Source organism: Paracoccus aminovorans (genome assembly GCF_900005615.1).
Taxonomy (GTDB): Bacteria; Pseudomonadota; Alphaproteobacteria; order Rhodobacterales; family Rhodobacteraceae; genus Paracoccus; species Paracoccus aminovorans.
Genome location: NZ_LN832559.1, coordinates 300672 through 313944, shown reverse-complemented (window position 1 = coordinate 313944; position 13273 = coordinate 300672). Strand labels below are relative to the sequence as shown.

Here is a 13273-nt window from a genome sequence, read left to right as displayed (position 1 = left end):
AATGGCCATCACCTCTGCCAACCAGCTTGAACTGCTGCAAACCGCCGAGGCTGTCGCGCGCGAGAAGATGATCGACCCCGATCTGGTGATCGAGGCGATGGAGGACAGCCTGGCCCGAGCCGCCAAGTCCCGCTATGGCAGCGAGATGGACATCCGCGTCCATATCGACCGCAAGACCGGCAACGCCACCTTCACCCGCGCCCGCACCGTGGTCGAGGACGAAGAGGTCGAAAACTACCAGGCGCAATTCACCGCCGACCAGGCCCGCGCCTATTTCGAGCCCTCGAAGAACGGCAATGCGCATTGGCTGCGCGACGGCCAGGTGCTGACCGATTTCGCCGGCAAGCCGCAGCCGGGCGACGTGTTCCAGGAACAGGTGCCGCCGGTCGATCTGGGCCGCATCGCCGCGCAATCGGCGAAACAGGTCATCCTGCAGCGCGTCCGCGAGGCCGAGCGCGACCGCCAGTACGAGGAATTCAAGGACCGCGCCGGCACCATCATCAACGGCGTCGTCAAGCGCGAGGAATACGGCAACATCATCGTGGACGTGGGCCGTGGCGAGGCCATCCTGCGCCGCAACGAAAAGATCGGCCGCGAGAGCTATCGCCCGAACGACCGCATCCGTGCCTATGTCAAGGACGTGCGCCGCGAGGCGCGCGGCCCGCAGATCTTCCTGTCGCGCACCGATCCGCAGTTCATGGCCGAGCTCTTCAAGATGGAAGTGCCGGAAATCTATGACGGCGTGATCGAGATCAAGGCCTGCGCCCGCGATCCGGGGTCGCGCGCCAAGATCGCCGTGATCTCCTACGACAACTCGATCGACCCGGTCGGCGCCTGCGTCGGCATGCGCGGCAGCCGCGTGCAAGCCGTCGTCGGTGAATTGCAGGGCGAAAAGATCGACATCATCCCGTGGTCCGAGGATCAGGCGACCTTCCTGGTGAACGCGCTGCAACCGGCCGAGGTGGCGAAGGTCGTCTTCGACGAGGACGCGACCCGCATCGAGGTGGTGGTGCCGGACGAGCAGCTGTCGCTGGCCATCGGCCGTCGCGGCCAGAACGTGCGGCTGGCCAGCCAGTTGACGGGCCTCGACATCGACATCCTCACCGAGGAAGAGGAATCGAAACGCCGGCAGGCCGAGTTCAACGCCCGAACCAAGCTGTTCATGGATGCGCTGGACCTGGACGAGTTCTTTGCCCAACTGCTGGTGGCCGAAGGCTTCACCAACCTGGAAGAGGTCGCCTATGTCGATCTGGACGAGCTTCTGTCCATCGACGGCGTGGACGAATCGACTGCCGAGGAATTGCAGACCCGCGCCCGCGAGCATCTGGAGGCGGCGAACAAGGCCGCGCTGGAAAACGCCCGCGCTTTGGGTGCCGAGGACAGCCTGATCGAATTCGAGGGCATCACGCCGCAGATGGCCGAGGCGCTGGCCAAGGACGGCGTCAAGACCCTGGAAGACTTCGCCACCTGCGCCGACTGGGAACTGGCCGGCGGCTGGACCACGCAGAACGGCCAGCGCGTCAAGGACGACGGGCTGCTGGAGCCCTTCGGCGTCAGCCTGGAGGATGCGCAGAACCTGGTGATGACCGCGCGCGTCATGCTGGGCTGGGTCGATCCGACCGAGCTGGAATCGGCCGAGGCCGGCGCCGGCGAAGAAGAACAGGAGGCCGGGGTGTAACGCCCCGGGAGGCTGATGACACGCGGGGGCCGTATCAAGGACCGCGAGACGCCCGAACGGCGCTGCATCGTCACGGGCGAAGTCCAGCCGAAGGCTGGGCTCATCCGCTTTGTCGCGGGCCCCGATGCCGAAGTCGTGCCGGACCTGGCGGAAAAGCTGCCGGGGCGCGGCTTCTGGGTCTTGGCCGACCGGCAGGCGCTGGACAAGGCGGCTGCCAAGGGACTGTTTTCGCGCGGCGCCAAGGCGCGCGTGACGGCGCCGCCCGAGCTTATGGCGATGATCGAGACGGGGCTGGCGAAACGGGTGACCGACACGCTGTCCCTGGCCCGAAAGGCCGGGCTCGCGGTGGCGGGATTCGAGAAGGTCAAGGACTGGCTGGCCGGCGGCAGGGCAAAGGTGCTGCTGCAGGCCAGCGACGGGTCGGACCGGGGCAAGGGAAAGCTGTGGACTCCGCCCGGGGGACGCTGGTTCGGCTGCATGACCGCAGCAGAATTGGGTTTGTCCTTTGGGCGCGATCATGTCATACACAGCGCGCTTGCGCCGGGGGGCCTGACCGAAAAATTGATCAGGGACGCGAGCAGACTGACGGGTCTGCGCGGGCATGACGGTGGCAATGCGGCCACCGGGAAGGAATGAAATCGGAATGAGCGATACTGACGGAAAGAAACCCCTGGGTCTTGGTGGCGGCTCTGGTCGTTCGGGCCAGGTGAAGCAAAGCTTCAGCCACGGCCGGACCCATAACGTCGCGGTCGAGGTCAAGCGCAAGCGTGTCATCACGCCGGCCAAGCCCGGCGCGGCGGCGGGCGGCGGGCGCTCGGGATCGCCCTCGGCCGTGTCGGGCGACCCGTCGAAGCGCCCGGCCGGGATCTCGGATGCCGAAATGGAACGGCGCATGGCCGCGCTGCGCGCCGCCAAGGCCCGCGAGGTCGAGGAAGCCGCCCAGCGCATCGCCGATGAAAAGGCCCGCGAGGAAGAGCGCGAGCGTCGCCGCCTTGAGCTGGAAGCCAAGGAGCGCGAGGAACGCGAGCGCGAGGAAGCCCTGCGCCTGAAGGCCGAGGAAGACGAGCGCCGCGCCCGCGAGGCCGAGTTGCGCGAGAAGAAGAAGGCCGAGGTCACCAAGCCCAAGGCCGATGCGCGCCCCGCGTCTCCGGCCGACCGCGCCGCCGCCGAGGCCGCCGCAGCGCGTGCCGAGACCAAGGGCGTCAGCGCCACCGCGCCGCGCAAGACGGAACGCGACCGCGACACCCGCGGCCCGGCCGACGACCGCGACAACCGCAACAAGGGCCGCGACGACAGCCGCCGCACCGGCAAGCTGTCGCTGAGCCAGGCCCTTGCCGGCGAAGGCGGGCGCCAGCGCTCGCTGGCCGCGATGAAGCGCAAGCAGGAAAAGGCCCGGCAAAAGGCCATGGGCGGCCATCAGCGCGCCGAAAAGCAGGTGCGCGACGTGCAGCTGCCCGAGACCATCGTGGTTTCGGAACTGGCGAACCGCATGGCCGAACGGGTCGCGGATGTCATCAAGTCGCTGATGAAGATGGGCATGATGGTCACCGCCAACCAGTCCATCGATGCCGACACCGCCGAACTGGTGATCGAAGAATTCGGCCATCACGCCGTCCGCGTCTCGGACGCCGACGTCGAGCAGGTCATCGACCAGGTCGAGGACAAGCCCGAGGACCTGAAGCCCCGCGCGCCGATCATCACCATCATGGGCCATGTCGACCACGGCAAGACCTCGCTTCTGGACGCGATCCGTCACGCCAATGTGGTGTCGGGCGAGGCCGGGGGCATCACCCAGCATATCGGCGCCTATCAGGTGAAAGCCTCGAACGGCGCGCTGCTGACCTTCCTCGACACGCCCGGCCACGCGGCGTTCACCTCGATGCGGGCCCGCGGCGCGCAGGTGACGGACATCGTCGTGCTGGTGGTGGCGGCGGATGACGCCGTGATGCCGCAGACGGTCGAGGCGATCAACCACGCCAAGGCCGCCAAGGTGCCGATGATCGTGGCGATCAACAAGATCGACAAGCCCACCGCCGACCCGCAGAAGGTCCGCACGGCCCTGCTGCAGCACGAAGTCGTGGTCGAGGCCATGTCCGGCGATGTGCAGGATGTCGAGGTTTCGGCCAAGACCGGCCAGGGCCTGGACCAGCTGCTGGAAGCCATCGCGCTGCAGGCCGAGATCCTGGAGCTGAAGGCCAACCCCGACCGTCCGGCGCAAGGCGCGGTGATCGAGGCCCAGCTGGACATCGGCCGCGGCCCGGTCGCGACCGTGCTGGTGCAGAACGGCACGCTGAAGCGTGGCGACATCTTTGTCGTCGGCGAACAGTGGGGCAAGGTCCGGGCACTGATCAACGACAAGGGCGACCGCGTCGACGAAGCCGGACCCTCGGTTCCGGTCGAGGTGCTGGGCCTGAACGGCACGCCCGAAGCCGGCGACGTGCTGAACGTGGTCTCGACCGAGGCGCAGGCGCGCGAAATCGCGGATTACCGCGAGCAGGCCGCCAAGGACAAGCGCGCCGCCGCCGGTGCCGCGATCACGCTGGACCAGATGCTGGCCAAGGCCAAGGCCGACGAGAGCGTCGCCGAACTGCCGGTGGTGGTAAAGGCGGACGTGCAGGGCTCGGCCGAGGCCATCGTCCAGGCGCTGGAAAAGATCGGCAACGACGAGGTGCGCGTGCGCGTGCTGCATTACGGCGTCGGCGCGATCACCGAATCGGACATCGGCCTGGCCGAGGCCTCGCGGGCGCCGGTCATCGGCTTCAACGTCCGGGCCAACGCCCCGGCGCGGAACGCCGCCAACCAGAAGGGGGTCGAGATCCGCTATTACTCGATCATCTACGACCTGGTGGACGACATCAAGGCGGCGGCCTCGGGCCTGCTGTCGGCCGAGGTGCGCGAGAACTTCATCGGCTATGCCGAGATCCGCGAAGTCTTCCGCGTCACCGGCGTCGGCAATGTCGCCGGCTGCCTGGTGACCGAGGGCGTGGCCCGGCGTTCGGCCGGCGTGCGTCTGCTGCGCGACAACGTGGTGATCCACGAAGGCACGCTGAAGACGCTGAAGCGCTTCAAGGACGAGGTCAAGGAGGTGCAGTCCGGCCAGGAATGCGGCATGGCCTTCGAGAACTACGACGACATCCGCAAGGGCGACGTCATCGAGATCTTCGAGCGCGAGGAAGTGCAGCGCCAGCTGTAGGCCCCGCGCGGAAAAGCCGAAACGAAGGGCGGGCCTGCGGGTCCGCCCTTTTTCCTTGCCCGTCGGGCCGGGGCCAATGGAAACGGGGCCCCGCATGCGGAGCCCCGTTCGGTCGATTGGGCACTGTTTGGTCGAGCCTTCAGGTCAGAGCGACAGGCTTGCCCTCGTAGGTCTTGCTTCCCACGCGGACGACGATATTTCCGTTCGCCTGCTGTCTCTCAAAGACGCCTTGGACAGAAATACAGCTGCCGATCGTGATCGTGCGAATCATGTCCGAACTCCTCCTCACTCTACAGGATTTCAGAATTGCCACAATTTCGTGAAAAGTTAACTACTCTTGTACGAATATACAGCTAATTACCGAGAGGTCGGGCTTTCCGGTGACGGTCCGGGCCTTAAAGCCAGTCGCGCAGGATCGGAATCAGCGGCAGATCGGCGGGCGGCATCGGGTATTTGTGCAGGTCGGCGGCGCGCGACCAGGCCAGCCGCTGGCCCTCTTGCGGCGCCGGCACCCCCTGCCAGCGCCGGCAGGCGAACAGCGGCATCAGCAGGTGGAAATCCTCATAGGCGTGACTGGCGAAGGTCAGAGGCGCCAGGCACGAGGACCAGGTGTCGATGCCCAGTTCCTCGTGCAGCTCGCGGATCAGCGCGGCCTCGGGGGTTTCGCCCGGCTCGACCTTGCCGCCGGGGAATTCCCACAGGCCCGCGAGGGACTTGCCCTCGGGGCGCTGCGCCAGAAGCACGCGGCCGTCGGCGTCGATCAACGCCACGGCCGCGACAAGGATGATCTTCATGAGCGGTAATCGGCGTTGATGTCGATGTAGCGATGCGTCAGGTCGCAGGTCCAGACCGTGCGCTTGCCCTTGCCCAGGCCCAGATCGACGCCCAGCACCAGGCTGTCGCGCTTCATATAGGCGCTGGCCGCGGCCTCGTCATAGCTGGGCGCGCGCCAACCGTTCTCGGCCAGCACCATGTCGCCGAAGCGGATGGTCAGCCGGTCGCGGTCGGCCTGGGCGCCGGACTTGCCGACGGCCATGACCACGCGACCCCAGTTGGCGTCCTCGCCGGCGATGGCGGTCTTGACCAGCGGCGAATTGGCGATGGCCATGGCGACGCGATGCGCGTCGGCATCATCCGCGGCGCCCGTCACCCGGACCTCGACGAATTTCGTCGCGCCCTCGCCGTCCTTGACCACCTGCTGTGCCAGATCCAGCATCACCTGGTCCAGCGCCCGGCCAAAGGCCCGCGCCGGGGCCGAACGCATGTCGGCCAGCGGCGCCGCCGGCGACTTGCCGGTCGCGGCCAGGATCAGCGCGTCCGAGGTCGAGGTGTCGCTGTCCACGGTGATGGCGTTGAAGGTCCGGTCCATGCGCGCAGACAGCATCTTCTGCAACACCGCCGGGGCGATCCTGGCGTCGGTGAAGATATAGACCAGCATCGTCGCCATGTCGGGCGCGATCATGCCCGAGCCCTTGGCGATGCCGACGACATTGATGGTGCCGCCGTCGCCCGGAAAGCTGACCGCCGCGCCCTTGGGAAAGGTGTCGGTGGTCATGATCGCCCGCGCCGCCGCCGCCGCGCCGCCGGCGTCCAGGGCCGTCTTCAACTCGCCGATCACGGCGGTGATACGTTCGGCCGGCAGCGGCTCGCCGATCACCCCGGTCGAAGAGGAAAACACTCGGTCGCGCGGAATCCCCAACGCCTCGGCCACGCCGCCGGTGACCTTGTCCACGGCCTCCTGGCCGTTCCGGCCGGTGAAGGCATTGGCATTGCCCGAGTTCACGATGATCGCCGCGCCCTGCTGGTCGTCCTGCTTGCCGGCGAGCTTCGCCTGGCAGTCCAGCACGCAGGCCGCTCGGGTCGAAGAGCGGGTGAAGGCGCCCGCGATGGCGGTGCCCGGCACCAGCCGCACCAGCATCACATCGGTGCGGCCCTTGTATTTCACCCCCGCCGCGGCCGAGGCGAACTCCACCCCCGCGACCACCGGCAGATCGGGAAAACCGGCCGGCGCCAGCGGCGAGACCGGGTTCTTGGCCTTGGTCACCGCCGCCACGGCGGCCGCAGCGCCCTTCTCGACACGCGACTCGACGCTGGCCGCCGCTTCCTTGAAGGCGGATTTCAGCTTCTTCAGCTTCTTCTCCAGCGACTTCAGCCTATCGGCTTCCGACAGCTTCGGTTTCTTGTCCTCGGCCTTGGCCATGGGTCACTCTCCCAGCAGGTCGGTCTTGTTCAGCAGGTCGGGGGCCAGCCCCTCGGTCTTTTCGATCTTGGAATCGGCCACGCGCTTCTCGATGGCGGCCTGGACCTTGTCGCGGCGCACCTGCACGGCCAGCTGTTCCTTGACCTCGTCGAAGCTGGGCGGCGTCACCTCGCGCGAGTCGATCAGCTTGATGACATGCCAGCCGAACTGCGTCTCGACCGGGGCCGAGACCTCGCCCTTCTTCAGCGTCTTCACCGCCTCGGCAAAGGGCGCGACCATCTGCTCGGGCTGGAACCAGCCCAGGTCGCCCTTGTTCGGGCCGGAATTGTCGGTCGACTTCTCTTCGGCCAGCTTGCCGAAATCGCCGCCGTCCTTGAGCTGCTTCTCGATCGCCTCGGCCTCTTCCTTGGTCTTCACCAGGATATGGGCGGCGTTGTATTCGGTCTTGGGCTCGGTCTGGCCGCCGAAGGCCTGGTCATAGGCGGCTTTCAGCTCGGCCTCGGTCGGCTCGGCGCCGGCGACCTTTTCCAGCACGGCGCCGGCCAGATAGGCGCGCTTCTCGATCTCGATGGCGGCCTGGTTGCGCTTGCTCAGCGGCTCGGCCTCTTGCGCGACGGCGGTCTGGCGCACCATCTGGTCCAGCATCAGGTCCCACAGCGCCGTATCCGGCAGGCCCTGCGTGGTATGCGCGTCCAGCCCCTGGCGCATGGCGATCATCTGGCCCAGCGTGATCGCCTCGCCATTGACCGTGGCGACGACGGTATCTGCATCCTGCGCCGACGCGGGCAATCCGCCCAGCAGGACAGAGGTCAGGGCGGTCGCGGCAAGAAGCGGTCGGAGCATGGTTTTCCCTTTCATGCGGGCGCGCATCCACGCACAGGTGAACGGGCGAAAACATTGACACTCAAGCGCCCGGCGCATACATCCGGCCCAACCGAAAATGCGCGCCCGTCGCCTTTTTCCGGCCCAAGTGATAGGGCAAGGCGAATGGTGGCGGCAAGTGGGCGGAACGTCCCGCGCACCCCCAGATACGCGATTTTGAAGGCTCACATGCTCGGCATCGGAAACTTGGCGAAACTGGTCTTTGGCACGCCCAACGACCGCAAGGTGAAATCGGTCCGCCCGCTGGTGGCCCAGATCAACGCGCTGGAGGAAAAATTCCACGCCCTGTCCGACGCCGACCTGATCGGCAAGACCCGCGAATTGCAGGGCCGGGCGCAATCGGGCGAGGATCTGGACAAGCTTTTGCCCGAAGCCTTTGCCAATTGCCGCGAAGGCGCGCGCCGCGCGCTTGGCCTGCGCGCCTTCGACACCCAGCTGATGGGCGGCATCTTCCTGCACCAGGGCAATATCGCCGAGATGAAGACCGGCGAGGGCAAGACCCTGGTCGCGACCTTCCCGGCCTATCTGAACGCGCTGGCCGGCAAGGGCGTGCATGTCGTCACCGTCAACGACTATCTGGCGAAACGCGACGCGCATTGGATGGGCAAGGTCTTTGCCCATCTCGGCATGACCACCGGCGTGGTCTATCCGTTCCAGGACGATGCCGAAAAACGCGAGGCCTATCGTGCCGACGTGACCTATGCCACCAACAACGAGCTGGGCTTCGACTATCTGCGCGACAACATGAAGGGCTCCATCGACCAGATGACCCAGCGCGGGCATTTCTTCGCCATCGTCGATGAGGTCGACTCGATCCTGATCGACGAGGCGCGCACGCCGCTGATCATCTCGGGCCCGTCGCAGGACCGCAGCGAGCTTTACAAGACGCTGGACGCCTTCATGCCCGAGCTGACGCCCGAGCATTACAAGCTGGACGAAAAGGCCCGCAACGCCACCTTCACCGAGGAAGGCAACGAATTCCTTGAAAAGCGGCTGCAGGCGGCGGGCGTGCTGCCCGAGGGCCAGACGCTCTACGACCCGGAATCGACGACCATCGTGCATCACGCCAACCAGGCGATGCGCGCCCACAAGCTGTTCATGCGCGACCAGCACTATATCGTCCGCGATGACGAGATCGTTCTGATCGACGAATTCACCGGCCGGATGATGAAGGGCCGCCGCCTGTCCGACGGTCTGCACCAGGCCATCGAGGCGAAAGAGGGCGTGGCGATCCAGCCCGAAAACGTGACGCTGGCCTCGGTCACCTTCCAGAACTATTTCCGGCTCTACGACAAGCTGTCCGGCATGACCGGCACCGCCGCCACCGAGGCCGAGGAATTCGCCGAGATCTACAAGCTCGGCGTGGTCGAGGTGCCGACCAACCGCCCGATCCAGCGCCTGGACGAACACGACCGGGTCTATCGCACCGCGGCCGAGAAATACGCCGCCGTGGTCGAGGCGATCCAGGAAGCCCATGCCAAGGGCCAGCCGATTCTGGTCGGCACCACCTCGATCGAGAAATCTGAGATGCTGTCGCAAATGCTGACCCAGGAAGGCATCCCGCACAACGTCCTGAACGCCCGCCAGCACGAGGCCGAGGCGCAGATCGTCGCCGATGCCGGCAAGCTCGGCGCCGTGACCATCGCCACCAACATGGCCGGCCGCGGCACCGACATCCAGCTGGGCGGCAACGTCGAGATGAAGGTGATGGAGGCGCTGGCCGCCGATCCCGAGGCGAACCCCGACGATCTGCGCGCCCGCATCGAGGCCGAGCATGCCGCCGACAAGCAGGCGGTGCTGGATGCCGGCGGGCTGTTCGTGCTGGCGACCGAACGCCACGAAAGCCGCCGCATCGACAACCAGCTGCGCGGCCGCTCGGGCCGCCAGGGCGACCCCGGCCGCTCGCTGTTCTTCCTGTCGCTGGAAGACGACCTGATGCGGATCTTCGGCTCGGAACGGCTGGACAAGGTGCTGTCGACGCTGGGCATGAAGGATGGCGAGGCCATCGTTCACCCCTGGGTCAACAAGTCGCTGGAACGCGCCCAGGCCAAGGTCGAGGGCCGCAACTTCGACATCCGCAAGCAGCTGCTGAAGTTCGACGACGTGATGAACGACCAGCGCAAGGCGATCTTCAGCCAGCGCCTGGAAATCATGCATACCGAAGAGGTCGCCGAGGTCGCGGCCGACATGCGTGCCCAGGTCATCGACGACATGATCGACCAGCACCTGCCGCCGCGCAGCTATGCCGAGCAATGGGATGTCGAAGGACTGCACCAGGCGGTGATCGAGCGGCTGAACATGGACCTGCCCGTCGCCGAATGGGCGGCCGAGGACGGCGTGGACCAGGATGCCATCCGCGAACGCGTGCAGCAGGCCACCGACGCCTATATGGCCCAGAAAGCCGAGCAATTCGGTCCCGAGAACATGCGCCAGATCGAAAAGCAGGTGCTGCTGCAGCAGATCGATGGCAAATGGCGCGAGCATCTGGTGACGCTCGAGCATCTGCGCTCGGTGGTGGGCTTCCGCGGCTATGCGCAACGCGACCCGCTGTCGGAATACAAGACCGAGGCCTTCCAGCTGTTCAAGACCATGCTGGACGGGCTGCGCTTCGACGTGACCCAGCAGCTGGCCCGCATCCGGCCGCTGACCGATGCCGAGCGCGAGCAGATGCTGCGCGAATACCAGCAGCAACAGGCCGACACCGAATCGCATCTGCATCCCGAGCACGAAGAGGCCGAGGGCGGCGAGGTCTCGAGCCGGGTCGCCGGCTTCGACGCCGCGGACCCGACGACCTGGGGAAATCCGTCCCGCAACGACCCCTGTCCCTGCGGCTCGGGCCAGAAGTTCAAGCATTGCCACGGCGCGTTGGTGTGAGTTGGGGGCTTCCGGCCCCCTTTTTCATGCATAGCGCAGATGAAGCTGTCGACATGGGTATTTGGAAAACGGAAAGAGCGAGGTCCTGCGCCCGGCTTCTTTCCGTTTTCCAAATACCCAAAGGGACCTTGCCGGTCTCGCAGCCTCGCCTAGTCCGGCACCAGCATGTAACCCGTTCCGCGCACGGTCTGCAGATAGCGCGGCTCCCTGGGGTCGGGCTCGATCTTGCGGCGCAGGCGGGTGATCTGCACGTCGATGGCGCGTTCGGAGTTCTCGCCCGGCTCATCCGCGGGGGCGCGGCCCAGATCCTCGATCAGTTCGCTGCGGCTGACCGGCTGGCGCGGGGTCCCGGCCAGGCGTTTCAGCAGCGCCTGCTCGGTTCCCGTCAGGCGCATAGGCGTGTCGCCCTGCCAGAGTTCGCCCTTGTCGGCATCGTAGCGAAGCGGACCGAGGGACAGGAACTTCGGACCCTTGGCATCCGCCGCCGGGACGCGGCGCAGGATGGCCGCGATGCGCAGAAGCAGTTCCCGCGGCTCGAAGGGCTTCGGCAGGTAATCGTCGGCGCCGCTTTCGAAGCCTTCGATGCGGTCGCCGGTCTCGCCCTTGGCGGTCAGCAGCAGGATCGGGGTGCTCATGCGCTTGCGCAGATCGCGGGTCAGCGAAAACCCGTCCTCGCCCGGCATCATCACGTCGAGCACGATCAGGTCGAAGTCCAGCCCGTCCAGCAACCGTCGGGCGTGGGCGGCATCGCGGGCGGTGGTGACCAGGAAGTCGCTGCGCATCAGGAAGCGGCGCAGCAGGCTGCGGATACGCTCGTCGTCGTCGACGACCAGGATATGGGCGGCGGGTTGCGGGTCGGGAGCACTCATAGGTCGGGCAATTCTTTCAGCGCCCTGTACTGGCGCAGGGTGTCGCGGTCCATCATCGCCTCGAGCACCTGGCGAAACCCCGCCACCGCCTGCGGTCCGGCGGCGCGATAGGCGGCGCGCATGCGGGCACGTTGGGTTTCGGACAGCCGGCGCTCCAGGGTAGCGCCCTGCTCGGTCAGGTAGAGCTGGCGCTCGCGCCGGTCGCGGCGGCCGATGCGGCTTTCGACCAGCCCGTCCTCGATCAGCGTGCGCAGCACCCGGTTCAGCGACTGCTTGGTCACGCCCAGAACGTCCAGCAGCGATGTCACCGTCAGCCCCGGCTCGCGGTTGATGAAATGGATCGCCCGGTGATGGGCGCGGCCATAGTCCAGCTCGGCCAGGATCAGGTCGGGATCGGCCGTGAAGGCGCGATAGGCGAAGAACATCGCCTCGATCCCGCGCCGCAGCTGGTCGTCGGTCAGAAACAGCAGGCCTTCGCCGCCCGCCGGGGCCATATTCACCTTGTTTTCCATGGCATCCCCGTAACGCATGGCTCTTATTACGTCAGACTTGTTGACTTTCCAACCATGAATGGATAGCCCGGAAGCCAAGTTGCGCAACTTTCTTTGCCGGTTTCGGCAAAGCGGCGCAACATTCCGCAAACAGAACCGGCCGGAGGGAAAAATGGCGGGCGCATATGACGATCGTGACGGCAAGATCTGGATGGATGGCAAGCTGGTGGAGTGGCGCGACGCGCAAGTGCACATCCTGACCCATGCGCTGCACTATGCCAGTTCGGTCTTCGAGGGCGAGCGCTGCTACAGCGGCAAGATCTTCAAGGGGTATGAGCATTCGCTGCGGCTGATCGAATCGGCGCGGCTGCTGGACATGCAGTCGCCCTATACCGCAGAAGAGATCGACGCCGCGAAAGAGGCCGTGCTGAAGGCCAACGGCTTCACCGACGCCTATGTCCGTGCGGTGATGTGGCGCGGCTCGGGCGAGGACATGGGGGTTTCCGCCCGCCGCAACCCGGTCCGCATGGCCGTCGCCGCCTGGGAATGGGGCAGCTATTACGGCGACGCGAAATGGCAGGGCGCCAAGCTCGACATCGCCAAGTGGAAGCGGCCCAGCCCCGAGACCATCCCCACCGCCGCCAAGGCCGCCGGGCTTTACATGATCTGCACCATGTCCAAGCACGCCGCCGAGGCGAAAGGCTGCTCGGACGCGCTGTTCATGGACTGGGAAGGCTATGTCGCCGAGGCCACCGGCGCCAATATCTTCTTCGTCAAGGACGGCGAGGTGCATACGCCGCTGGCCGACCGCTTCCTGAACGGCATCACCCGGCAGACCGTGATCCAGATGCTGAAGGACAACGGCACCACCGTGCATGAGCGCCGCATCAAGCCCGAGGAGCTGGACGGCTTCCAGGAATGCTTCCTGACCGGCACTGCCGCCGAGGTCACCCCGGTCGGGCAGATCGGCGACTGGCATTTCCAGGTCGGCGACACCACCCGCAAGATCGCCGAAGATTACGAAAAGCTGGTCCGCAACTGACAGGCGGCCGAAACAAGGACCGGCCGGGCGTCGCCGCCCGGCCG

Annotated in this window: 11 protein-coding genes; 5 read left to right on the top strand and 6 right to left on the bottom strand. The window is 66.4% G+C overall.

Annotation, left to right across the window (positions count from 1 at the left end):
* The first annotated feature begins 1 nt into the window (after position 1).
* The 3 genes from nusA to infB are packed head-to-tail and all read left to right on the top strand — an operon-like array spanning position 2 to position 4871.
* Positions 2-1678, top strand: a complete 1677-nt coding sequence (gene nusA, locus JCM7685_RS01590) for a transcription termination factor NusA (protein WP_074970473.1) — start codon at positions 2-4, stop codon at positions 1676-1678.
* Between the two features lie 15 nt (positions 1679-1693).
* The gene (locus JCM7685_RS01585; RefSeq protein ID WP_074970475.1) at positions 1694-2314 is read left to right on the top strand and encodes an RNA-binding protein; all 621 of its coding nucleotides are present in this window, start codon (positions 1694-1696) and stop codon (positions 2312-2314) included.
* A 7-nt stretch (positions 2315-2321) separates the two neighbouring features.
* Positions 2322-4871, top strand: a complete 2550-nt coding sequence (infB, locus tag JCM7685_RS01580; RefSeq protein WP_074970477.1) for a translation initiation factor IF-2 — start codon at positions 2322-2324, stop codon at positions 4869-4871.
* Between the two features lie 139 nt (positions 4872-5010).
* On the opposite strand, the gene JCM7685_RS20510 is transcribed toward infB, so the two are convergent.
* The 4 genes from JCM7685_RS20510 to JCM7685_RS01565 all read right to left on the bottom strand — a co-directional run bounded on the left by JCM7685_RS20510 (position 5011) and on the right by JCM7685_RS01565 (position 7914).
* Complete coding sequence (locus JCM7685_RS20510; RefSeq protein ID WP_269458821.1) at positions 5011-5142, bottom strand: hypothetical protein; 132 nt, start codon at positions 5140-5142, stop codon at positions 5011-5013.
* Between the two features lie 124 nt (positions 5143-5266).
* On the bottom strand, positions 5267-5665 hold the full coding sequence (locus JCM7685_RS01575) for a (deoxy)nucleoside triphosphate pyrophosphohydrolase (RefSeq protein WP_074970479.1): 399 nt from the start codon (positions 5663-5665) through the stop codon (positions 5267-5269).
* Positions 5662-7071 (bottom strand): bifunctional glutamate N-acetyltransferase/amino-acid acetyltransferase ArgJ, encoded by a 1410-nt coding sequence (gene argJ / locus JCM7685_RS01570; protein ID WP_100526011.1) that lies wholly within the window; start codon positions 7069-7071, stop codon positions 5662-5664. Before argJ ends, JCM7685_RS01575 begins: the two co-directional genes overlap by 4 nt.
* A 3-nt stretch (positions 7072-7074) precedes the next feature.
* On the bottom strand, positions 7075-7914 hold the full coding sequence (locus JCM7685_RS01565; protein ID WP_074970481.1) for a peptidylprolyl isomerase: 840 nt from the start codon (positions 7912-7914) through the stop codon (positions 7075-7077).
* A gap of 207 nt (positions 7915-8121) precedes the next feature.
* Here JCM7685_RS01565 and secA point away from each other — a divergent pair, with 207 nt between their 5' ends.
* Positions 8122-10827, top strand: coding sequence for a preprotein translocase subunit SecA (gene secA, locus JCM7685_RS01560; protein WP_074970483.1), 2706 nt, complete (start codon positions 8122-8124; stop codon positions 10825-10827).
* A gap of 149 nt (positions 10828-10976) precedes the next feature.
* Here secA and JCM7685_RS01555 read toward each other — a convergent pair whose 3' ends face one another.
* Together JCM7685_RS01555 and JCM7685_RS01550 are read right to left on the bottom strand one after the other, a co-directional pair.
* A complete protein-coding gene (locus JCM7685_RS01555) occupies positions 10977-11696 on the bottom strand; it encodes a response regulator (protein WP_074970485.1) in 720 nt (239 codons plus the stop codon).
* Positions 11693-12208, bottom strand: a complete 516-nt coding sequence (locus JCM7685_RS01550; protein WP_170848977.1) for a MarR family winged helix-turn-helix transcriptional regulator — start codon at positions 12206-12208, stop codon at positions 11693-11695. Before JCM7685_RS01550 ends, JCM7685_RS01555 begins: the two co-directional genes overlap by 4 nt.
* Positions 12209-12359: 151 nt before the next feature.
* Here JCM7685_RS01550 and JCM7685_RS01545 point away from each other — a divergent pair, with 151 nt between their 5' ends.
* The gene (locus tag JCM7685_RS01545) at positions 12360-13229 is read left to right on the top strand and encodes a branched-chain amino acid aminotransferase (protein WP_074970486.1); all 870 of its coding nucleotides are present in this window, start codon (positions 12360-12362) and stop codon (positions 13227-13229) included.
* Positions 13230-13273: the final 44 nt, after the last annotated feature.

Excerpts from the sequence above, each read along its gene's own strand:
- nusA (WP_074970473.1), top strand. The coding sequence starts at position 2 with ATGGCCATCACCTCTGCCAACCAGCTTGAACTGCTGCAAACCGCCGAG.
- JCM7685_RS01585 (WP_074970475.1), top strand. The coding sequence starts at position 1,694 with ATGACACGCGGGGGCCGTATCAAGGACCGCGAGACGCCCGAACGGCGC.
- infB (WP_074970477.1), top strand. The coding sequence starts at position 2,322 with ATGAGCGATACTGACGGAAAGAAACCCCTGGGTCTTGGTGGCGGCTCT.
- JCM7685_RS20510 (WP_269458821.1), bottom strand. The coding sequence starts at position 5,142 with ATGATTCGCACGATCACGATCGGCAGCTGTATTTCTGTCCAAGGCGTC.
- JCM7685_RS01575 (WP_074970479.1), bottom strand. The coding sequence starts at position 5,665 with ATGAAGATCATCCTTGTCGCGGCCGTGGCGTTGATCGACGCCGACGGC.
- argJ (WP_100526011.1), bottom strand. The coding sequence starts at position 7,071 with ATGGCCAAGGCCGAGGACAAGAAACCGAAGCTGTCGGAAGCCGATAGG.
- JCM7685_RS01565 (WP_074970481.1), bottom strand. The coding sequence starts at position 7,914 with ATGCTCCGACCGCTTCTTGCCGCGACCGCCCTGACCTCTGTCCTGCTG.
- secA (WP_074970483.1), top strand. The coding sequence starts at position 8,122 with ATGCTCGGCATCGGAAACTTGGCGAAACTGGTCTTTGGCACGCCCAAC.
- JCM7685_RS01555 (WP_074970485.1), bottom strand. The coding sequence starts at position 11,696 with ATGAGTGCTCCCGACCCGCAACCCGCCGCCCATATCCTGGTCGTCGAC.
- JCM7685_RS01550 (WP_170848977.1), bottom strand. The coding sequence starts at position 12,208 with ATGGAAAACAAGGTGAATATGGCCCCGGCGGGCGGCGAAGGCCTGCTG.
- JCM7685_RS01545 (WP_074970486.1), top strand. The coding sequence starts at position 12,360 with ATGGCGGGCGCATATGACGATCGTGACGGCAAGATCTGGATGGATGGC.